The following is a 19,284-nucleotide window of genomic DNA, read 5'->3' as shown; positions in this document are numbered from 1 at the left end:
GGGCCCGGCGACGGGCCCGTTTTCATTTGGACGGCAGTACGGAAAGGGGGCGTCCGCCTCAGGCGGTGAGCGCCTTCGGGTCGCCCGGCGCCGTCTTCCAGCCGAGGGCGGGGAAGCGCACCACGCGGCGGCCGCGGAAATCCGCCTCGCAGACGAGATGGCCGCGCTCCTCCATATAGGTCAGCAGCCAGCGCCCGCGCGAGGGCGAGCGGCTGCCATAGGCGCGCGCCAGCGCCTCGTCGGCCGGCGACGGCGCCCCGTCCATGCCGGCGCGGGCGAGCAGCAGGAACACGCCCTGCATCTCCTCCGGCAGGCCTGCGGCCTGATCCACCGCGCGCTGCCAGCCCGCGTCGCCGGTGCGCGCCTCCAGCCCGGCGCGGGCGATGGCGAGGCGGCGGGTGAAGTCGGCGAGGTCGGGCACCTTGGAGCCGATGCGGCGCACCCGGCAATGCACGAGGAAATCGGGATAGAGCGCGGCGGCCGAGCGGAACGGCGCCTCCGGATCGGCGACGAACTGGCGCACGATCTCCTCCACCAGCGCCTCGCGCTCGGCGTCGAAGGCGGCGGCGGCCTCGGGATCGACCGGCACCGGCGCGGGGGCCGGCGTGTCCTCGATGGTCTCCAGCAGTTCCTCGGTCGCCGGCACCGCCGCGCGCGGCGGCGGGGCAGGCAGCGGCTCGGTGGCCAGGTCGTCGAAGATCAGGTCCTGTATCTGCGCCGAGCCGAGCTCCGGCGGCGGCATCAGCGCCGGGCGGCCGTTGCGGCTGGCGGTCTCGACATGGCCGATCTTCACCGGCAGCGGCCGGCGCGACAGGGCCGGCCCGAGCGCCACGAACGATCCGGTGTTGAGATCGCGAAAACTCTCGGCCTGCCGCTTTTCCATGCCGAGCAGGTCGGCGGCGCGCGCCATGTCGATGTCGAGGAAGGTGCGGCCCATGAGGAAGTTCGAGGCCTCGGCCGCCACGTTCTTGGCCAGCTTGGCGAGGCGCTGGGTGGCGATGACGCCGGCGAGGCCGCGCTTGCGGCCGCGGCACATGAGGTTGGTCATCGCCGAGAGCGAGACGCGGCGCGCCTCGTCGGAAATCTCGCCGGCGCCCGAGGGCGCGAAGAGCTGCGCCTCGTCGACCACCACCAGCATGGGGAACCAGTGCTCCCGTTCGGCGTCGAACAGCCCGTTCAGGAAGGCGGCGGCGGAGCGCATCTGCGCGTCGGCGTCGAGGCCTTCGAGGTTGAACACCACCGAGGCGCGGTGGCGGCGGATGCGGGCGGCGATGCGCCCGATCTCGCCGGCGGTGCGCTCGGCGTCGATCACCACATGGCCGAAGCGCTCGGCGAGGCCGACGAAATCGCCTTCCGGGTCGATGATCGCCTGCTGCACATGGCCGGCGCTCTGCTCCAGCAGCCGACGCAGCAGATGCGACTTGCCGGAGCCGGAATTGCCCTGCACCAGCAGGCGCGTGGAGAGAAGCTCCTCCAGATCGAGCCTCACCGGCTGGCCGGCATTGCTGCTCCCAAGCTCGATACCGATCTTCATCCTGCCTGCGATCCCGATGTTAAGCCCCGGCCTAGCACGCGCGCGCGAACGCTTCAGGGGCTTGACCGCAGAACTCCACAGATTCGGCCCAGCGGGGCAAGGGTCGCGGAGCATTGGGCACGCGCGAGCGCAGGGAAAGAGCGCGCTCGACGCCGCCGCCCGCCTGTGCGAAACCGGACGCCATGTCGGCTCCGCTCTTCACCATCGGCTACGAACAGGTCTCCTCCTCCGCCGTGCTCGACACGCTGGAAGGGGCGGGCGTCGGCCTGCTGGTCGACGTGCGCGCGGTCGCCGCCTCGCGCCGGGCCGGCTTCTCCAAGAACATCCTCGCCGCCGGGCTGCGCGAGCGCGAGATCGACTATCTGCACCTGCGCGGCCTCGGCACGCCGGCGGAAGGCCGGCAGGCGGCGCGCAGCGGCGACTATGCGGGCCTGCGCCGCATCTACGACGCCCATCTCGCCACCCCGGCCGCGCAGGAACAGCTCGACGAACTGGCCTCGCTGGTCGCGACGGGCCGGCGCGTGTGCCTGCTGTGCTTCGAGCGCCACCCCGAGCATTGCCACCGCCAGATGATCGCCGAACTTATCTGCGAGCGGGTCGGCGTCGAGGTCGCCCATCTCGCGGCCCCGCCGGTCTGAGGCCCTGCGACAAAATGCGGCATGCCGGTGATTGCAGGCCGCGAGGCGAACACTTCCCGGTTGATTGAGGCCACCCGGGCGAAGTGCTCGGATGGGTTGCACAACCCTTAGCCCTCCCCATCTCGCGAGCGCGGCGATGCACCTTTCGCCCGTGCATGCCCGCGCGCGCGTGCTGCCTGCGCTTCCCTTTGCGCATCCGCTCGTCGCCGCCCTGCTGGCCGCGCTCTGCCCCGAGGCCGGGGCGGAAGAGCTGCTGCCGTCCGCGCTCAAGGGCAGGTTGTATTTCTTCTCCGGCGTCGATGTTGCCCGCGACAGCTCCTATGGCTGGGGCGGCATGGCATGGGCGCCCTTCGGCCCGATGGACCGCGAGGGGTTTCGCCTGCGCGGCCAGATGGGCGGGGGCACCTACGACTACCGCACCCAGGCGGTGCCCGGCGGCTGGAACACCGGCGAGAAGCTGGAGGGCGAGGTGCTGGCCGGCTGGCAGTTCCTGCGCGGCGCCCATGCGCTGGCGCTCTATGCCGGCGTCAACGTGGTCGACAACCGGCTGCAGTACGCCGACCCCGGCAACCGCGACCAGGGCACGCAGTTCGGCGCCAAATTCACCGCCGAATGGTTCTACCGCGTCGACGCGCGCCGCACCCTCACCGCCGCCGTCTCCGGCTCCACCGCCGACGGCACGGTGAATGCCCGCGCGGGCGCCGGCTGGCGGGTGCTCGACTGGCTCGACCTCGGCGTCGAGGCCAGCCTTTCCACCGACTGGCTGGACGAGAGCGCGCGCGTCGGCGGCGTGCTCGCCCTGCCGCTCGAACGCTACGAGCTGCGCGCCGCCGGCGGCTGGCGCTGGAGCAGCGACAGCGACGACGGCGCCTATGGCACGCTGTCGATCTTCATGCCGTTCTGAGGGACCGCTCAGGCATCCTCGGCCCTCATGGCCTCCAGCGCCGCGTCTGCATCCACATCGGCATGTTCGGCAAGCTCGTGCAGCGCCAGCGCCTCCAGCTCGTCGCGCGTGTCGACATCGAGGAAGATCGCCTCGTCCTCGCACGCGACCTCGGCCACGAGGCCGGCATTGGCCGCGATGATCGCGCGCGCCCCGACATCTCCCGCCAGCGCGGTCAGCGCGGGAAACAGCCGCCGCGACCAGGCGACCGGATTGCCCCGCTTTCCCTGCGCCACCGGCACGGCGATGAGGCGCTCGGTGTCGATGGCGCCCGCCAGCCGGTCGACCAACGCGCCCTCGATGGCCGGCATGTCGCCCAGCATCACCACCGCCCGGTCCACCTGCTCCGGCAGCGCCAGTATGCCGGCGCGCAGCGAGGTGGAGAGCCCCGCCGCGAAGTCGGGATTATGCGCGAACACCACGTCGAGCCCGCCGAGTGCCGCGCGCACGCCGTCCGCCTCATGGCCCGTGACCACGACGACGGGCCGCGCCGTCGAGGCCAGCGCCGCCTCCACCGCCCGGCGCACCAGCGGCACGCCGCCGAGCGGCGCGGTGAGCTTATGCGCCTCCGGCATGCGCGAGCCGAGGCCGGCCGCCAGCACCACGGCGGCGGCGCGGCCAGCGGGCGCGGCATCGGTCTTCGCCTTGCCCGGCTTCGCCACCCCCGGCGCGCCGTCCTCCTTGCCCTGCCCGAGCGGCATCCGGCGCAGCGCGGCGATCACCTGCGCCAGCACGGAGACGGCGATCTCCGCCGGGTTCGCCGCGCCGATGTCGAGGCCGATAGGCGCGCGCAGGCTCGCCCGCGCCTCGGGCGGCACGCCCCGCCCGGCCAGCCGCTCCAGCCGCGCCGCATGGGTGCGCCGCGAGCCCAGCGCGCCCACATAGAAGCAGCCCGCCTTGAGCGCGGCCACCAGCGCCGAATCGTCGATCCGCGCCTCGTGCGAGAGCGCGGCGACGGCCGTGAAGGGATCGAGGCCGAGCCGCAGCAACGCGTCTTCCGGCCACTCGGCACGCAGGTCGACGCCGGGAAAGCGCTCGGGCGTGGCGAAGGCGGTGCGCGGATCGATAATGGTCACGTCCAACCCCGCCAGCGTCGCCATCGGCGCCAGCGCCTGCGAGATGTGCACGGCGCCGGTGATGACGAGGCGCGGCGGCGGCACCTCCACGGTGAGGAACAGCTTCTCGCCCGCCACCTCGACCAGCCCGCTGCGGCCGGTGCGCAGCGCTTCGCCGAGCGGTTCCGCCAGCGGGTCGGCAGCGACCTCGCCCGCCCGCACCAGACGCTGCCGGCCATCCGCCAGCACTGTGACCAGCACGCAGGCGCGGCGCGCCGCGCGCTCGGCATTCATCGCGTCGAGAAGGGCGAGCTCCATCAGTCGACCCTCTCGACATAGACCGCGATGTGCCCGCCGCAGGAGAGCCCGACCTGCCAGGCGGTCTCGTCGGCGACGCCGAATTCGAGCACCCGCGCGCCGCCGCCGGCGATCACCTCGGCCGCCTCGGCGACCACCGCGCCCTCCACGCAGCCGCCCGAGATCGAGCCGAGGAAATTGCCCTCCCCGTCGATGGCGAGATGGCTGCCCACCGGACGCGGCGCGGAGCCCCAGGTGGCGACCACCGTCGCCAGCGCCACCCCGCGCCCCGCTCGCCGCCATTCGGCCGCCGCCGCCAATACATCCTCGCGCTGCATCGCCGTCTCCCGGTCATTTCCACGCGACTATAGCGCGCCGGCCGGCGCGCGCCTTGCCGAGCGGGGCGGAAACCATCACAAAGCCGCGCATGAACCGCCCCCTCGCCTCTCTCCCCCTCACCGGACTTCTGGCGCGCACGCTGCGCGGGATCGACGACCTCGCCGACGCCGGCCTGCTGCCGGCCGACGCGGCACGCGACGACCTCGACCGCGTCGGCGCCCGCTATGCCGTGGCGGTGACGCCGACCATCGCCGGTCTGATCGACCGCAATGAGGCCGCCGACCCCATCGCCCGCCAGTTCGTGCCGGACGCGCGCGAGCTGGAGACGCATCCGCAGGAGCTGGGCGATCCCATCGGCGACGCGGCGCACAGCCCGGTGCCGGGCATCGTGCACCGCTATCCCGACCGGGTGCTGCTGAAGCTGGTCGGCGTATGTGCCGTCTATTGCCGTTTCTGCTTCCGCCGCGAAATGGTCGGCCCCGGCGCCGAGACCAGCCTGTCCGAGGACGCGCTCGACGCCGCGCTCGCCTATATCGCCGGCCGGCCGGAGATCTGGGAGGTGGTGGTGACGGGCGGCGATCCCTTCATGATCGCGCCGCGCCGGCTGGCCGACCTCATGGCCCGCCTCGCCGCCATCAGCCATGTGAAGATCGTGCGCTTCCACACCCGCGTGCCGGTCGCCGCGCCCGAGCGGGTAACGCCGGCTCTGGTCGAGGCACTGCGGGCGCCCATCGTGACCACCTATGTCGCCATCCACGCCAACCATGCGAGCGAGCTGGGTCAAGAGGCCCGCGCGGCACTCGCCCGGCTTGCCGATGCCGGCCTCGCGCTGGTCGGCCAGAGCGTTCTGCTCGCGGGCGTGAATGACGATGCGGGCACGCTCGCCGCCCTTTTTCGCGCCCTCGTCGAATGCCGGGTGAAACCCTATTACCTGCATCATCCCGACCTCGCGCCGGGCACGGCGCATTTCCGGCTGTCCGTTACGCGTGGGCAGGAACTGATGCGCGCCCTGCGCGGGCGGGTCTCCGGCCTCGCTTTGCCGACCTATGTGCTCGACATACCCGGCGGCCACGGCAAGGTGCCGGTCGGCCCCACCTATCTGGAACCGGCACCGGAAGGCTGGCGCATCACCGATTACTGCGGCGGCGTGCACGCCTATCAGGAGGCGCTGTGAGCCGGCTCATCGATGTCGATGTCGTGGTCATCGGCGCCGGCGCGGCCGGGCTGATGTGCGCCATCGAGGCCGGCCGGCGCGGGCGCCGCGTCGTGGTGATCGACCATGCGAACGCGCCGGGCGAGAAGATCCGCATTTCCGGCGGCGGCCGCTGCAACTTCACCAATCGCGACACCGGCCCGAAGAACTTCCTCTCCTCCAATCCCGGCTACGCCATCTCGGCGCTGCGCCGCTACACGCCGCAGGACTTCATCCGCCGCGTCGATGCGCGCGGGATCGCCTGGCACGATAAGACGCTCGGCCAGCTCTTCTGCGACGGCTCAGCGCGGCAGATCGTGACGATGCTGACCGACGATCTGCGCGAGGCCGGCGGCGAGCTGCGCCTGTCCACCTCCATCGAGGGCATCGAGCGCGGCACCGACGGCTTACGCGTCGACACGACCGGCGGGGCGCTGGCCTGCCGTTCGCTCGTCGTCGCCTCCGGCGGCAAGTCGATCCCGAAAATGGGCGCCACCGGCCTCGGCTACGAGATCGCCGAGCGCTTCGGCCTGAAGCTGCGGCCGACCCGCGCCGGCCTTGTGCCCCTGACCCTTGAGCCGGGGCTCCTTGGGCGTCTCACACCGCTCACCGGAGTCTCCGTGCAGGCAAGGGTCCGCCACGGCAAGACCGCCTTTGAGGAAGGGCTTCTTTTCACCCATCGCGGCCTGTCCGGGCCGGCGATCCTGCAGATTTCGTCCTACTGGCGCGAGGGCGAGGAGATCGCCCTGTCGCTCGCCCCGGGCGTCGACCTGTTCGCACGGCTGCGCGAGGCCCGCGCATCGAACGGGCGCCAGTCGCCGGCCACGGCGCTTTCCGCCTTTCTTCCCAAGCGCCTGGCCCAGTTCGTCGTCGAGGGCGAAGCGGGCACCGGCAATCTCGCCGACCTCTCCGACAAGGCGCTGCGCCGGCTGGACGAGGCGGTGAACGACTGGCGGGTGAAGCCGGCGGGATCGGAGGGCTACCGCACCGCCGAGGTCACGCTGGGCGGCGTCGACACCGAAGGGCTCGATTCGCGGACCATGCAGGCGCGCGAGGTGCCGGGGCTCTATTTCATCGGCGAGGTAGTGGACGTAACCGGCTGGCTGGGCGGCTATAATTTCCAATGGGCGTGGTCATCCGGCTGGGTCGCCGGCCAGACGGCCTGAGCGTTCACACTGCGCGGAATCCGCGATCCACATAAGCGAGCTTCGTCCCCTCCGGCCCGAGCGCCACCGCCTCGACACGGCCGACGAGCACGTCATGGGTGGCGATGGTGCGCGCTTCCACCATGGCGCATTCGAACACCGCGACGGCCCCGACAAGGCACGGCACGCCGAGCGCGCCCTCGCGCCAATGGCCGGCAGCGAAACGCTGCTCGCCGTTGAGCGCCCCGCGCCCGCCGAAGATTTCCGCCATTTCCTGCTGGCTTGCGGCAAGCATGTTCACCGCGAAGCGGCCGGCCTGCCGGAACGCGGCGGCCGAGCTGACGCGCCGGTTAAGGCAGACCAGCAGCGTTGGCGGGCTGTCCGAGACGGAGGCGACCGCCGTCGCGGTGAAGCCGGCCCGGCCGCCCTCGCCGCGCGTGGTGATGACATGCACCGCCGCCACCAGCCGGCTCATCGCCTCGCGATAGAGACCGGCTTCGACATGGGGCTGCCCGCCGTGGTTCCGCGTCTCGTCCAAACCGCTCCCGCCTTCCTTCGCCGCCGCCGGTATTGGCCCCGCGCAGCGTCCGTTGTGCACATCGTTCCGGCCCGGCGCGGCCGGCAGAACCCGATGTGCATAACTCCCCGGACGCGATTTTGGAAAGCGCCCGGCTTTCGTGACCCCGCCATGGCGGAAGAGTGACGGAAAGATGAACCTTCCAGACACGTCGGTGACGCGGAAGCGCCGCAATAAGCGCTTGAGTCGCAACGAACTTTGAAAATTAGGTGTTTAATTACCTCTGTATCACCTCTTTCGATCGATTGCATTTCGTCTTTCGATCGAATTGTATCGGAGCGCGGTGCACGCTAAGAGTCAGGGGCGCATACGCTACGGGCACGATCAGAATTTATGCAAAAGCCTGGGCAGGCGCCTTCCGCAGAAACGGCTGAGGGGAGCCGGAAACCAATATGGAAATTTTCGTTCAGCAGCTCATCAACGGGCTGACGCTCGGCTCGATCTACGGGCTGATCGCCATCGGCTACACAATGGTGTTCGGCATCATCGGCATGGTGAACTTCGCCCATGGCGACGTGTTCATGGTCTCCGCCTTCATCGCGCTGATCTGCTTCCTGCTACTCACCACGGTGATCGGCATCACCTCCATCTTCCTGGCGCTGGCCATCGTGCTGGTGGTGGCGATGTTCTTCACCTCGCTGGTGAACTGGGCGATCGAACGTGTCGCCTACCGGCCGCTGCGCGGCTCCTTCCGCCTCGCGCCGATGATCTCGGCGATCGGCATGTCGATCTTCCTCGCCAATTTCGTCCAGGTCACGCAGGGCCCGCGCAACAAGCCGGTGCCGCCCATGATCACCGACGTGATCGTGCTGATGGATTCGGGCTCCTACCAGGTCACGCTGGCGTGGAAGCAGGTCATCATCATGGTCGCCACCGCCGTGCTGCTGGCCGGCTTCTGGTATCTCGTCCAGAAGACCTCGCTCGGCCGCGCCCAGCGCGCCTGCGAGCAGGACCGCAAGATGGCCGCGCTGCTCGGCATCAATGTCGACCACACCATCTCGCTGACCTTCGTCATCGGCGCCGCGCTCGCCGCCGTCGCCGGCGTGATGTACCTGATGTATTACGGCGTCGCGAACTTCGCCGACGGCTTCGTGCCCGGCGTGAAGGCGTTCACCGCTGCAGTGCTCGGAGGCATCGGCTCGCTGCCCGGCGCGGTGCTCGGCGGGCTGCTGATCGGGCTCATCGAGACCTTCTGGTCGGCCTATTTCTCCATCGAATACAAGGACGTGGCGGCGTTCTCCATCCTCGCCATCACGCTCATCTTCATGCCGCAGGGCCTGCTGGGGCGGCCTGAGGTTGAGAAGGTCTGAGGTCGCGCATCATGGCTGTCCAGACCGCCGAAACCGCCCCCGCCGCGGCCAAGGCCGGCGATGCCGGCTCGCTCTTCGCCCACGCCTTCAAGGACGCGCTGATCACCGGCCTGATCGCGATCGGCCTGCTGGGACCGCTCATCGGCTTCCAGACCATCATCATCGACGGTGCGCTGGGCCTCGGCTACCGGCCCGGCCTGCTCGCCGTCATGGTCGGCATCATCTTCGCCGGCCGGCTGCTGCTGAACCTCACCGTCTGGTCGCCCAACCGCGTACCCAAGACCCGCAGCGGGCCGAGCGTGTTCGACCGCCTCGGCGCCACTGTCGGGCCGGGCGTGAAGCCCGCCCTGCTGGCCTTCGCGGCGGCGTTCCCGTTCATTTCCTTCTACGCGATGGGTGGCTGGAACGAGAGCCGCTACCTCATCGACCTCGGCATCCTCATCCTCACCTATGTGATGCTGGGCTGGGGCCTGAACATCGTGGTCGGCCTCGCCGGCCTGCTCGACCTCGGCTACGTCGCCTTCTACGCGGTGGGCGCCTACACCTACGCGCTGCTGGCCACCTCCACCCCGGTGAATGAGTTCTTCGCCGGGCTTCTGGGCGAGACCTTCTGGGCGAACTGGGCGTTCTGGATCTGCCTGCCGATGGCGGGACTGTTCGCCGGCGTCTGGGGCATGATCCTCGGCTTCCCGGTGCTGCGCCTGCGTGGCGACTATCTCGCCATCGTGACGCTGGCCTTCGGCGAGATCATCCGCCTCGTGCTGATCAACTGGGTCGACTTCACCGGTGGCGGCGCCGGCATCGCCTCGATCCCGCGCGCGACCTTCTTCGGCATTCCCTTCAATGCCAGCGAGAACGGCTTCGCGGCGCTGTTCGGGCTCGAATTCAACCCGATGCACCGCATCGTCTTCCTCTACTTCGTCATCCTGGTGCTGGCGCTGATCACCGCCTTCGCCACGGTTCGGCTGCGCCGCCTGCCGGTCGGCCGCGCCTGGGAAGCGCTGCGCGAGGATGAGATCGCCTGCCGCTCGCTCGGCATCAACACCACCACGACCAAGCTCTCCGCCTTCGCCACCGGCGCCATGTTCGGCGGCTTCGCCGGCTGCTTCTTCGCGGTGCGCGCCGGCTTCGTGAGCCCGGAAAGCTTCACCTTCGACGTCTCGGCGATGATCCTCGCCATCGTCGTGCTGGGCGGCATGGGCTCGCAGATCGGCGTCGCGGTGGCGGCGGCGGTGATGATGGGCGGCATGGAGATGCTGCGCAATCTCGGCTTCCTCACCCAGCTCTTCGGCAATGACTTCGATCCCAGCCTCTACCGCATGCTGATCTTCGGCTTCGCCATGGTGGCCATCATGGTGTGGAAGCCGCGCGGCCTCGTCTCGACCCGCGATCCGACGATCTTCCTCAAGGAGCGCAAATCGGTATCCGGCGATCTCGTGAAGGAGGGCCACGGCTGATGGCGACCTCATCCGCAAGCGGCGCCCACCGCTGGGACGCCGACCCCATCCTGTCGGTCGAACACCTGTTCATGCGCTTCGGCGGCCTGATCGCGGTGAACGACCTCTCCTTCAAGGTCGGGCGCGGCGACATCACCGCGCTCATCGGCCCCAACGGCGCCGGCAAGACCACGGTCTTCAACTGCATCACCGGCTTCTACAAGCCGAGCGAAGGCCGGCTCGTGCTCGGCCACGGCCGCGCGCCGACGCCGGACGAAGTGGCCGAAGTCACGCGTATCGGCGAGCGCTCGCTGGTGGGCAGGGAGGCCGGCGTGTTCCTGCTGGAGCGCATGCCCGACCACCGCGTCTCCGGCGAGGCCAAGGTGGCGCGCACCTTCCAGAACATCCGCCTGTTCACCGGCATGACCGTGCTGGAAAACCTGATGGTGGCGCAGCACAACGCGCTGATGGCCGCCTCCGGCTATTCGCTCAAGGGCCTGTTCGGCCTGCCGGGCTGGGCCGGGGCGCAGCGGGCGGCGGTCGAGAAGGCGAAGTACTGGCTCGACAAGGTGAGCCTGATGGACCGCGCTGACGACCCGGCCGGAGACCTGCCCTATGGCGCGCAGCGCCGGCTGGAGATCGCCCGCGCCATGTGCTCGGACCCGATCCTGCTCTGCCTCGACGAGCCCGCCGCCGGCCTCAACCCGCGCGAGAGCCTGGAGCTCAACACGCTGCTACGCTCCATCCGCGCCGAGCATGGCACCTCGATCCTGCTGATCGAGCACGACATGAGCGTCGTGATGGAGATTTCCGACCACGTGGTCGTGCTGGACTACGGCACCAAGATTTCCGACGGCACTCCCGAGGCGGTGAAGAGCGACCCGCGCGTGATCGCCGCCTATCTCGGCGTCGACGAGGACGCTGTCGAAGAGGTCGAGGCCGAGATCCATTCCGAGGAAGCGACGGGAGCCAGCTCGTGAGCGATACCCTCACCGCCGCCCCGCCGGCTGTCGGGGCCCCCGTCCGCACGGATGCGCCCATGCTGTCGGTGCGCGGCGTCAAGACCTTCTACGGCAACATCATGGCCCTGAAGGGCGTCGACGTGGACGTCTACAAGGGCGAGATCGTCACGCTGATCGGCTCCAACGGCGCCGGCAAGTCGACCCTGATGATGACGATCTTCGGCCAGCCGCGCCCGCGCGAAGGCTCGATCGTCTATGAGGGCCGCGACATCACCAAGGTGCCGACCCACGAGATCGCGCAGCTCAAGATCGCCCAGTCCCCCGAGGGGCGGCGCATCTTCCCGCGCATGACCGTGTTCGAAAACCTGCAGATGGGCGCCTCGGTCGACGGCTTCAGCCATTTCGACGAGGACCTCCTGAAGGTCTTCACCCTGTTTCCGCGCCTCAAGGAGCGCATCAACCAGCGCGGCGGCACGCTGTCGGGCGGCGAGCAGCAGATGCTCGCCATCGGCCGCGCGCTGATGAGCCGGCCGCGCCTGCTGATGCTGGACGAGCCCTCGCTCGGGCTCGCCCCGCTGATCGTGCGGCAGATATTCGACGCCATCCGCGAGCTCAACCGCACGGAAGGGCTCACCGTGTTCCTGGTCGAGCAGAACGCCTTCCACGCGCTCAAGCTCGCCCATCGCGGCTATGTGCTGGTGAACGGCCTCGTCACCCTTTCCGGCGAAGGCCGCGAACTGCTGGAGCGGCCGGAAGTGCGCGCCGCCTATCTCGAAGGAGGGGCGCACTGATGGCCCGGCACAGCGGAACCCTGGTCTCGCAGGGCAGCTCCCTCAGCCTCGCGGTGGTGCTGCCGGCCCTCATCGTCGCGGCGGTCATCGTCTCGGCGGTGCTGGCGCCGTGGCTCGTCGTCGAGGTGTCACGCAGCGACTTCATCCTCGTCACCATCGTCCTCGGCGGCGGCGCCGCCTGGCTCACCGGGCGCTCCATCGCCGGAACCTGGCGCACCTACCGGCAGGCGGTGCTCTACGCGATCCTGCTGGGCTGCGTGGTGCGCTTCTTCCACTTCGCGCTGTTCGAGGGCACGCTGCTCTCGCTGCACTACTTCCTGACCGACACCGCTTTCCTGGTCGCGCTGGCGACGCTGGGCTTCCGGGCCGAGCGTGCCAGGCAGATGTCCGCACGCTATGGTTGGATCTACCGCCAGTCCGGCACCTTCGGCTGGTCGGAGGATACGGCCGGCCGGGCGCCCGACGGAACCGCGTGAGCCCCTTCACCATGTTTCGCTTGCTCGTCGACAAGAGCACGGAAAAAGGCATGATACCGGCACGGGGCGACAGCCGCCGCGCCGATCAGGCCGCGAATACCATCCTTCCAGCAGTAGGAGAGAAGTTCATGAAGAAGCTTCTGTTTGCCGGCATCGCGCTCGGCGCCATGGCGGCCCTGGCCGCCCCGGCATCGGCGCAGGTAAAGGTCGGCGTCGGCGGTCCGATGACCGGCGCCAATGCCACCTTCGGCGCCCAGCTCAAGAACGGTGCCGAGCAGTGGGCGGCCGACGTGAATGCGGCCGGCGGCCTCCAGGGCCAGAAGATCGAGATCGTCGTCGGCGACGACGCCTCCAAGCCCGAGCAGGGCGTCTCGGTGGCGAACAAGTTCATCGCCGACGGCGTGAAGTTCGTGATCGGCCACTTCAACTCGGGCGTGTCGATCCCGGCCTCCGAGCAGTATGCCGAAGGCGGCGTGCTGGCGATTTCGCCGGCCTCGACCAACCCGAAGCTGACCGAGCGCGGCCTGTCGAACGTGTTCCGCACCTGCGGCCGCGACGACCAGCAGGGCGCCGTCGCCTCCGAGTACATCCTGAAGAACCTCACGGGCAAGAAGATCGCCATCGTCCACGACAAGACCCCCTACGGTAAGGGTCTGGCCGATGAGACGAAGAAGGGCCTCAACGCCGGCGGCGTCACCGAGGTCGTCTATGAGGGCATCAACCCGGGCGAGAAGGACTACTCCGCTCTCGTCTCGAAGCTGAAGGCCGCGAACGTCGACGTGCTGTACTACGGTGGCCTGCACACCGAAGCCGGCCTGCTCGTCCGCCAGATGCGCGACCAGGGCCTGTCGACCGTCCTGTTCTCGGGCGACGGCATCACCGACAAGGAATACTGGACCATCGCCGGTCCGGGCGCCGCTGGCACCCTCATGACCTTCGGTCCCGATCCGCGCAACAACCCGGCGGCTGCCAAGGTTGTCGAGGAGTTCAAGAAGAAGGGCATCGATCCGGAAGGCTACGTGCTCTACTCCTACGCCGCCGGCCAGGTGATCCAGCAGGCTGCCGACGCCACCAAGTCGCTCGACCCCAAGAAGGTGGCCGAATACGTGCACTCGGGCGCCAAGTTCAACACCGTGCTCGGCACGCTCACCTTCGACAAGAAGGGTGACCGCACCAATCTCGACTACGTCGTCTACGTCTGGAAGGACGGCGGCTACACCGAGCTCTGATCCGGCAGGTCGGGGCGCTCCCGCAGCGCCCCGCACTCCCGACACGACACGAAACCCGCCGGAGCGATCCGGCGGGTTTTGTTTTGCCGCATGCGTACCGATTGCCCCTCGCCGCCGGGCGCCCCGGCGGCGGCGGTTCCTCGTAGAGGCTGCCATGTTGCAGCCGGCCGGGCCGCAGGCACGCGGCCGCCAGCCGCGAGGCTCAGCCGATGGCGGACAGTGCCGGGAAGGTCTCCAGCAGCCAGAAGCTGACCTCGGCCATCCAGCCGGAGAGGAAGCCGATGCCGGTCAGCACCAGCAGGCCGCCCATCACCTTCTCGACGACGGGCAGGTAGCGCCGGGCATGGCCGAGCAGGCCGAGCGCCGGGCGGGCCATCGCCGCCACGAGGAGGAAGGGCACACCGAGACCGGCGGAATAGGTGGCGAGCAGGCCGGCACCGCGCGTCAGCGTCTGTTCGCTGGCCGCCACCGCCAGGATCGCCGCCAGCACCGGGCCGATGCAGGGAGTCCAGCCGAAGGCGAAGGCGAGGCCCATCACATAGGCCCCCGCCAGCGTCGACGGCGCGTCGACATGCACGCGCTTGCTCCGGGTGAGCCAGCCGAGGCGCAATATGCCGAGGAAATGCAGCCCCATCAGCAGGATCGCGACACCGGCGACGATGGCGAGTTCCTGCGAATAAAGCCTGAGATAGCCGCCCGCCACCGAGGCGCCGGCCCCGAGCGCGACGAAGACGGTGGAGAAGCCGGCCACGAACAGCCCCGCCGCCCCCAGCGTGCGCCACGCGGCGACGTCGGTCGGCGCCTTGTGGGTGATCTGGTCGAGGCTGGTTCCCGCGAGGTAGCAGAGATAGGGCGGCACCAGCGGCAGCACGCAGGGCGAGGCGAAGCTGGCGATGCCGGCCGCGAAGGCGGCCGGAAGAGTGACGTCAGCCATGAAATGCGCAACCCTGCCGTTCCCGGGAGCTTCCCATTGCACCGCCGCACCCGCCGGCGCAATGCGGTGTCTTGGCCCTCCCCGTGATGTGATGCGCGAAAGACGAGGACGTGAATGCGTAACCTGATCACCGACGTCGCCGGCCTGAAGGTTGGCAACGCCACCGACCTCGACCTCGCCTCGGGCGTCACCACGGTCATCTTCGACGAACCGACCGTCGCCTCGGTCGATGTGCGCGGCGGCGGGCCCGGCACGCGGGAGACCGACCTGCTGGCGCCGGACGAGACGGTCGGGGCTATCCACGCGCTCACCCTGTCGGGCGGCTCGGCGTTCGGGCTCGACGCGGCGGGGGGTGTCATGGCGGCGCTGGCCGAGCGGGGTCTCGGCTTTCCCGTCGGCGATGCGCGGGTGCCCATCGTCCCCGGTGCGGTGCTGTTCGACCTCATCAATGGCGGCGACAAGGCGTGGGGCCGCTTCTCGCCCTATCGCGAGCTTGGCTACCGGGCGGCGCAGGCCGCGTGGGAGGGCGGCCTCGACTTCGCGCTCGGCACGGCTGGTGCCGGCACGGGCGCGACGACGGTCGACTTCAAGGGCGGCCTCGGCTCGGCCTCGGCGGTGGCGCCAAGCGGCCACACGGTCGGCGCGCTGGTGGCGGTGAACGCCTGCGGCACGGTCAATCTCAACGGCGGGCCGCATTTCCGGGCAGCCCCCTTCGAGCGGAACGGTGAGTTCGGCGGCCTCGGCCTGCCCTACCCCCTGCCGCCGCTGCCGGAGCGGCCATTGCTGAAGGGACTGCCGCCGGGCGCCAACACCACCATCGCCATCGTCGCTACCGACGCGGCGCTGACCAAGGCCCAATGCAAGCGGCTCGCGGTGATGGCGCATGACGGCTACGCCCACGCCATCTGGCCGGTGCACAGCCCGCTCGATGGCGACACCATCTTCGCCGCCGCCACCGGCCGGCGTCCGCTCGCCGACCCGATCTTCGACCTCGCGCTGATCGGCGATGCGGTGGTGCGCGCGCTCGCCCGCGCCTGCGCCCGCGCCATCTATGAGGCCACCGCCCTGCCCCAGCCCGGCACGCTCCCCGCGTGGCGCGACCGCTGGAGCGGCGGCTGACCGGCCGGGAGCGGCTTTATTGCGCCCGACGCAACGGCCCTGTTGAGCCGGACGCAACTGCGGAGGTGCCCTGTCACCCTGCTGTCGTCTTTGCAGCCCCCATTGTCGCATCCGTCCAATCGGCATGGCAGCCATGCGCCCGACACTCGCCTCAATAAGAGGGGAGCGCATGAGCGAAGCAAAGCCACGCATCCGGGTCCGGGGCCTCACCAAGATCTTCGGCGACAAGGCCGGGGCGGCGCTGCCGCTGCTGGCGGCCGGGCAGAACCGCGCAGAGGTGCAAAAGCAGACCGGTGCCGTCATCGGCCTGCACGATGTGAGCTTCGATGTCGGCGAGGGCGAGATTCTCGTCGTCATGGGCCTGTCCGGCTCGGGCAAGTCGACCTGCCTGCGCTGCATCAACCGGCTGATCGAGCCGACCTCGGGCACCGTCTTCGTCGACGACACCGACGTCACCGCGCTCGATGAGCGGGCGCTGATGGAGTTCCGCCGCACGCGCTTCGGCATGGTGTTCCAGCAATTCGCGCTGTTCCCCCACCGCACGATCCTGCGCAATGTCGAGTACGGGCTCGAAGTGCAGGGCGTCGCCGCCGAGGCGCGGCGCGAGCGGGCGCTGGCGGCTATCGAGACGGTCGGCCTGAAAGGCTGGGACCAGCATTATCCCTCCCAGCTTTCCGGCGGCATGCAGCAGCGCGCCGGCCTCGCCCGTGCGCTGGCGCTCAATCCCGACGTGCTCCTGATGGACGAGGCCTTCAGCGCGCTCGACCCGCTGATCCGGCGCGACATGCAGCAGGAGCTCGTCGCGCTGCAGAAGCGGCTGAAGAAGACCATCGTCTTCGTAAGCCACGACCTCGACGAGGCCATCGCGCTCGGCGGACGCATCGTGCTGATGAAGGACGGGCGCGTGGTGCAGGAAGGCACCGCCGCCGATTTCCTCGCCAACCCGGCCGACGACTATGTGCGCCGCTTCGTCGAGCATATCGACGTGCTCGGCGTCGTCACCGCCGGCGACGCCATGCGCGCGCCGGCGGCCGTCAAACCCTGGCAGAGCACCGCCGCCGAGGCGCTGGCGAGCCTCGTCCAGACCGGCGAGCCTGTCATGACGGTCGTCTGCCATGAGGGGCGCTTCCAGGGCACGGTCGACGCGGACACGCTGAGGCGCGCCGGCGAGACCGAGTTGCGCCTGCTGCTGAGCGACCGCGAGGCCTGCGTGCCGACCTCGGCAACGCTCAACGAAACCGTCGCCAAGCTCGCCGGCGGGCGCGGCGAGATCGCCGTGATCGATGCCGAGCGCCTGCTGCGCGGCGTCATCGCCAATGCCGATCTGGTGGCCGCGCTGGCGCGCCGCCGCGCCGACACCGCGCACTGAGGGAGACGGGCATGGCGTTTGAGATACCCCGCATCCCGCTCGCCGAGTGGTGCGATGTCGCCCTCGACTGGGCGACCGAGCACTTTTCCGGCGTCACCCGCGCGGTCAGCGCGGTCGTTGGCGCCGGCATCGAGGGCACGACCGACTTCCTCGTCGGCCTGCCGCCCTGGCTGGTGATCGCCGCCTTCGGCCTGCTGGTCTGGCGGCTCACAACGGCGCGCATCGCCCTCGCCACGGTGATCGGCTTCGCCTTCCTGTGGAACCTCGAACTGTGGCGGGCGACGCTGCAGTCGCTTGTGCTGGTGCTGGTGTCCACCCTGTTCGCGCTCGCCATCGGCATTCCCATCGGCGTGACGGCGGCGCTCAGCAAGCGGTTCTGGCGCGTGGTGGCGCCGGCGCTCGACATGATGCAGACCATGCCGAGCTTCGTGTACCTGATCCCGGCCATCCCTTTCTTCGGGCTCGGCGCGGTGTCGGCCTGCTTCGCCACCATCGTCTTCGCCATGCCGCCCACCATCCGGCTGACCGCGCTCGGCATCATGCAGACGCCGGCAGAGCTGGTGGAGGCGGCCGACGCCTTCGGCTCCAGCCGCTGGCAGAAGCTGTTCAAGGTTCAGCTTCCCCTCGCCATCCCCACCATCATGGCCGGCATCAACCAGACCATCATGCTGGCGCTCTCCATGGTGGTGATCGCCGCCATGATCGGCGCCGGCGGGCTCGGCGGCGAGGTGTGGAAGGCGATCCAGCGGCTGGAGGCGGGCCAGGGCTTCCAGGCCGGCATCGCCATCGTCGTGCTCGCCGTCATCCTCGACCGCATCACCCAGCACATCGCCCGCCATATCCGCCGCGACCGGCAGATCGAGCGCGGCTGACAACCCCCATCAAACGGAAGCAGCCCCAACGACTTCCGCCCCCAACCCCTTCCAATCGGAGCCCTGACATGTCGTTTCTCGGACGTTTCGTGAAAAGCGCGGCCTTTGCCGCCGCCGCCCTCGGCCTCGCCGCCGGCGCCGCCCAGGCGGAGAAGAAGGACCTCACCATCGCCTACGTCGAATGGTCGGACGCCGTCGTGGCGACCAACGTCGTCAAGACCGCGCTGGAGGAAAAGGGCTACAAGGTCAAGATCGTGCCGCTCTCCGGCGCGGCGATGTGGCAGGCGGTCGCCACCGGCGAGGCCGACGCCATGGTCGCGGCCTGGCTGCCGGCCACCCACGCGGCCTACTACGCCAAGCTCAAGGACAAGGTGGTCGATCTCGGCCCGAACGTCACCGGCGCCAAGATCGGCTGGGCCGTGCCGACCTATGTCGACATCGCCTCCATCGAGGACATCAAGAAGGATCCGTCGAAGTTCGGCGGCAAGGTGATCGGCATCGACCCCGGCGCGGGCCTGATGAAGGCCTCCGAAAAGGCGATCAAGGAATACGACCTGCCGGTGAAACTGATCGAGGGCTCGGACGCCACCATGGTCGCGGCTCTGAAGGACGCCTACGCCAAGAAGGAGCCGATCGTCATCACCACCTGGACGCCGCACTGGATGTTCGCCGAGTGGGACCTCAAGTACCTTGCCGACCCCAAGGGCGTGTTCGGCGGCGAGGAGACCGTCAACACCGTGGTCTCGACCAAGCTGAAGGACGAGGCCCCCGAGGCCTACAAGATCCTCGACGGCTTCAAGCTCTCGCTGGACGACGAGCAGAAGGTGATGGTCGAGAACAACAAGCCCGGCGCCGACCCGGCCGCCACCGCCAAGGCCTGGGTCGCCGCCAACAAGGACAAGGTCGACGCATGGTCCAAGTGAACCGGTTCAAGTGATCCGGTCCAAGTGAGCAGGCTCAGGGTGATCGAAGAAAGGCCGGGCGGCCCCGCTCACGCGACGCTTGCCCGGCCGTTCATCTCCTCCCGCACGGCCCGGTGCACCCCTGAAATCTCTTCCGGCCCGAA

Annotated in this window: 18 protein-coding genes and 2 pseudogenes; 14 read left to right on the top strand and 6 right to left on the bottom strand. The window is 69.6% G+C overall.

Annotation, left to right across the window (positions count from 1 at the left end; all coding sequences use genetic code 11):
- Positions 1-58: 58 nt before the first annotated feature.
- On the bottom strand, positions 59-1,534 hold the full coding sequence (locus MWN33_RS15910; RefSeq protein WP_247202018.1) for a helicase HerA domain-containing protein: 1,476 nt from the start codon (positions 1,532-1,534) through the stop codon (positions 59-61).
- Between the two features lie 182 nt (positions 1,535-1,716).
- Here MWN33_RS15910 and MWN33_RS15905 point away from each other — a divergent pair, with 182 nt between their 5' ends.
- Both MWN33_RS15905 and bcsS read left to right on the top strand, forming a co-directional pair.
- Positions 1,717-2,172 (top strand): DUF488 domain-containing protein, encoded by a 456-nt coding sequence (locus MWN33_RS15905; protein ID WP_247202017.1) that lies wholly within the window; start codon positions 1,717-1,719, stop codon positions 2,170-2,172.
- Between the two features lie 136 nt (positions 2,173-2,308).
- On the top strand, positions 2,309-3,076 hold the full coding sequence (bcsS, locus tag MWN33_RS15900) for a cellulose biosynthesis protein BcsS (RefSeq protein WP_247202016.1): 768 nt from the start codon (positions 2,309-2,311) through the stop codon (positions 3,074-3,076).
- A gap of 8 nt (positions 3,077-3,084) precedes the next feature.
- Here the strand turns inward: bcsS and MWN33_RS15895 are convergent.
- The 3 genes and pseudogenes from MWN33_RS15895 to MWN33_RS15885 all read right to left on the bottom strand — a co-directional run.
- Positions 3,085-3,711, bottom strand: a pseudogene (locus tag MWN33_RS15895) (nucleotidyltransferase family protein); the annotation flags it as partial.
- 105 nt (positions 3,712-3,816) lie between these two features.
- A pseudogene (locus tag MWN33_RS15890) lies at positions 3,817-4,488 on the bottom strand (XdhC family protein); the annotation flags it as partial.
- Complete coding sequence (locus tag MWN33_RS15885; protein ID WP_247202015.1) at positions 4,488-4,805, bottom strand: XdhC family protein; 318 nt, start codon at positions 4,803-4,805, stop codon at positions 4,488-4,490. The gene MWN33_RS15885 and the pseudogene MWN33_RS15890, both read right to left, overlap by 1 nt.
- 89 nt (positions 4,806-4,894) lie before the next feature.
- On the opposite strand from MWN33_RS15885, the gene MWN33_RS15880 reads away from it, so the two are divergent.
- Positions 4,895-5,980, top strand: a complete 1,086-nt coding sequence (locus tag MWN33_RS15880; protein WP_247202014.1) for a lysine-2,3-aminomutase-like protein — start codon at positions 4,895-4,897, stop codon at positions 5,978-5,980.
- The gene (locus MWN33_RS15875; protein WP_343313386.1) at positions 5,977-7,164 is read left to right on the top strand and encodes a BaiN/RdsA family NAD(P)/FAD-dependent oxidoreductase; all 1,188 of its coding nucleotides are present in this window, start codon (positions 5,977-5,979) and stop codon (positions 7,162-7,164) included. Before MWN33_RS15880 ends, MWN33_RS15875 begins: the two co-directional genes overlap by 4 nt.
- A 4-nt stretch (positions 7,165-7,168) precedes the next feature.
- Here the strand turns inward: MWN33_RS15875 and MWN33_RS15870 are convergent, their stop codons facing one another.
- Positions 7,169-7,681, bottom strand: a complete 513-nt coding sequence (locus tag MWN33_RS15870; protein WP_247202013.1) for a flavin reductase — start codon at positions 7,679-7,681, stop codon at positions 7,169-7,171.
- Positions 7,682-8,112: 431 nt separating this feature from the next.
- On the opposite strand from MWN33_RS15870, the gene MWN33_RS15865 reads away from it, so the two are divergent.
- The 6 genes from MWN33_RS15865 to MWN33_RS15840 all read left to right on the top strand — a co-directional run bounded on the left by MWN33_RS15865 (position 8,113) and on the right by MWN33_RS15840 (position 13,924).
- Entirely contained in the window at positions 8,113-9,030 is a 918-nt protein-coding gene (locus tag MWN33_RS15865) for a branched-chain amino acid ABC transporter permease (RefSeq protein WP_247202012.1), read from the top strand.
- Positions 9,031-9,041: 11 nt separating this feature from the next.
- Entirely contained in the window at positions 9,042-10,487 is a 1,446-nt protein-coding gene (livM, locus tag MWN33_RS15860) for a high-affinity branched-chain amino acid ABC transporter permease LivM (RefSeq protein ID WP_247202011.1), read from the top strand.
- Positions 10,487-11,446 (top strand): ABC transporter ATP-binding protein, encoded by a 960-nt coding sequence (locus tag MWN33_RS15855; RefSeq protein WP_247202010.1) that lies wholly within the window; start codon positions 10,487-10,489, stop codon positions 11,444-11,446. The genes livM and MWN33_RS15855 overlap by 1 nt, the downstream gene beginning before the upstream one ends.
- Positions 11,447-11,505: 59 nt before the next feature.
- Positions 11,506-12,219: an ABC transporter ATP-binding protein gene (locus MWN33_RS15850; protein WP_247202092.1), complete on the top strand. Its 714-nt coding sequence runs from the start codon at positions 11,506-11,508 to the stop codon at positions 12,217-12,219.
- Between the two features lie 101 nt (positions 12,220-12,320).
- Positions 12,321-12,695, top strand: a complete 375-nt coding sequence (locus MWN33_RS15845; protein ID WP_247202091.1) for a DUF6867 family protein — start codon at positions 12,321-12,323, stop codon at positions 12,693-12,695.
- A gap of 128 nt (positions 12,696-12,823) precedes the next feature.
- A complete protein-coding gene (locus tag MWN33_RS15840) occupies positions 12,824-13,924 on the top strand; it encodes a branched-chain amino acid ABC transporter substrate-binding protein (protein ID WP_247202009.1) in 1,101 nt (366 codons plus the stop codon).
- A 202-nt stretch (positions 13,925-14,126) separates the two neighbouring features.
- On the opposite strand, the gene MWN33_RS15835 is transcribed toward MWN33_RS15840, so the two are convergent.
- On the bottom strand, positions 14,127-14,858 hold the full coding sequence (locus tag MWN33_RS15835; protein ID WP_247202008.1) for a cytochrome c biogenesis CcdA family protein: 732 nt from the start codon (positions 14,856-14,858) through the stop codon (positions 14,127-14,129).
- A gap of 114 nt (positions 14,859-14,972) precedes the next feature.
- On the opposite strand from MWN33_RS15835, the gene MWN33_RS15830 reads away from it, so the two are divergent.
- From MWN33_RS15830 to MWN33_RS15815, 4 genes are all read left to right on the top strand, one after another.
- The gene (locus tag MWN33_RS15830) at positions 14,973-15,977 is read left to right on the top strand and encodes a P1 family peptidase (protein ID WP_247202007.1); all 1,005 of its coding nucleotides are present in this window, start codon (positions 14,973-14,975) and stop codon (positions 15,975-15,977) included.
- A 169-nt stretch (positions 15,978-16,146) separates the two neighbouring features.
- Positions 16,147-17,346, top strand: a complete 1,200-nt coding sequence (locus MWN33_RS15825; RefSeq protein WP_247202006.1) for a quaternary amine ABC transporter ATP-binding protein — start codon at positions 16,147-16,149, stop codon at positions 17,344-17,346.
- 11 nt (positions 17,347-17,357) lie between these two features.
- Positions 17,358-18,218 carry an ABC transporter permease gene (locus MWN33_RS15820; RefSeq protein ID WP_247202005.1) on the top strand — a complete coding sequence of 287 codons (861 nt, stop codon included), beginning with the start codon at positions 17,358-17,360 and terminating at the stop codon, positions 18,216-18,218.
- A 68-nt stretch (positions 18,219-18,286) separates the two neighbouring features.
- Entirely contained in the window at positions 18,287-19,141 is an 855-nt protein-coding gene (locus MWN33_RS15815) for a glycine betaine ABC transporter substrate-binding protein (RefSeq protein WP_247202004.1), read from the top strand.
- Positions 19,142-19,284 lie beyond the last annotated feature (143 nt).

The organism is Ancylobacter koreensis, from assembly GCF_023016525.1.
Classification (GTDB): Bacteria; Pseudomonadota; Alphaproteobacteria; order Rhizobiales; family Xanthobacteraceae; genus Ancylobacter; species Ancylobacter koreensis.
Note: the sequence above shows the minus strand (reverse complement) of the source record. Positions and strands in the feature narration are given on the sequence as shown.

What these genes read in the sequence shown, in the direction of transcription:
- MWN33_RS15910 (WP_247202018.1), bottom strand. Translation starts at nt 1,534, where the DNA reads ATGAAGATCGGTATCGAGCTTGGGAGCAGCAATGCCGGCCAGCCGGTG.
- MWN33_RS15905 (WP_247202017.1), top strand. Translation starts at nt 1,717, where the DNA reads ATGTCGGCTCCGCTCTTCACCATCGGCTACGAACAGGTCTCCTCCTCC.
- bcsS (WP_247202016.1), top strand. Translation starts at nt 2,309, where the DNA reads ATGCACCTTTCGCCCGTGCATGCCCGCGCGCGCGTGCTGCCTGCGCTT.
- MWN33_RS15885 (WP_247202015.1), bottom strand. Translation starts at nt 4,805, where the DNA reads ATGCAGCGCGAGGATGTATTGGCGGCGGCGGCCGAATGGCGGCGAGCG.
- MWN33_RS15880 (WP_247202014.1), top strand. Translation starts at nt 4,895, where the DNA reads ATGAACCGCCCCCTCGCCTCTCTCCCCCTCACCGGACTTCTGGCGCGC.
- MWN33_RS15865 (WP_247202012.1), top strand. Translation starts at nt 8,113, where the DNA reads ATGGAAATTTTCGTTCAGCAGCTCATCAACGGGCTGACGCTCGGCTCG.
- livM (WP_247202011.1), top strand. Translation starts at nt 9,042, where the DNA reads ATGGCTGTCCAGACCGCCGAAACCGCCCCCGCCGCGGCCAAGGCCGGC.
- MWN33_RS15855 (WP_247202010.1), top strand. Translation starts at nt 10,487, where the DNA reads ATGGCGACCTCATCCGCAAGCGGCGCCCACCGCTGGGACGCCGACCCC.
- MWN33_RS15850 (WP_247202092.1), top strand. Translation starts at nt 11,506, where the DNA reads ATGCTGTCGGTGCGCGGCGTCAAGACCTTCTACGGCAACATCATGGCC.
- MWN33_RS15840 (WP_247202009.1), top strand. Translation starts at nt 12,824, where the DNA reads ATGAAGAAGCTTCTGTTTGCCGGCATCGCGCTCGGCGCCATGGCGGCC.
- MWN33_RS15835 (WP_247202008.1), bottom strand. Translation starts at nt 14,858, where the DNA reads ATGGCTGACGTCACTCTTCCGGCCGCCTTCGCGGCCGGCATCGCCAGC.
- MWN33_RS15830 (WP_247202007.1), top strand. Translation starts at nt 14,973, where the DNA reads ATGCGTAACCTGATCACCGACGTCGCCGGCCTGAAGGTTGGCAACGCC.
- MWN33_RS15825 (WP_247202006.1), top strand. Translation starts at nt 16,147, where the DNA reads ATGAGCGAAGCAAAGCCACGCATCCGGGTCCGGGGCCTCACCAAGATC.
- MWN33_RS15820 (WP_247202005.1), top strand. Translation starts at nt 17,358, where the DNA reads ATGGCGTTTGAGATACCCCGCATCCCGCTCGCCGAGTGGTGCGATGTC.
- MWN33_RS15815 (WP_247202004.1), top strand. Translation starts at nt 18,287, where the DNA reads ATGTCGTTTCTCGGACGTTTCGTGAAAAGCGCGGCCTTTGCCGCCGCC.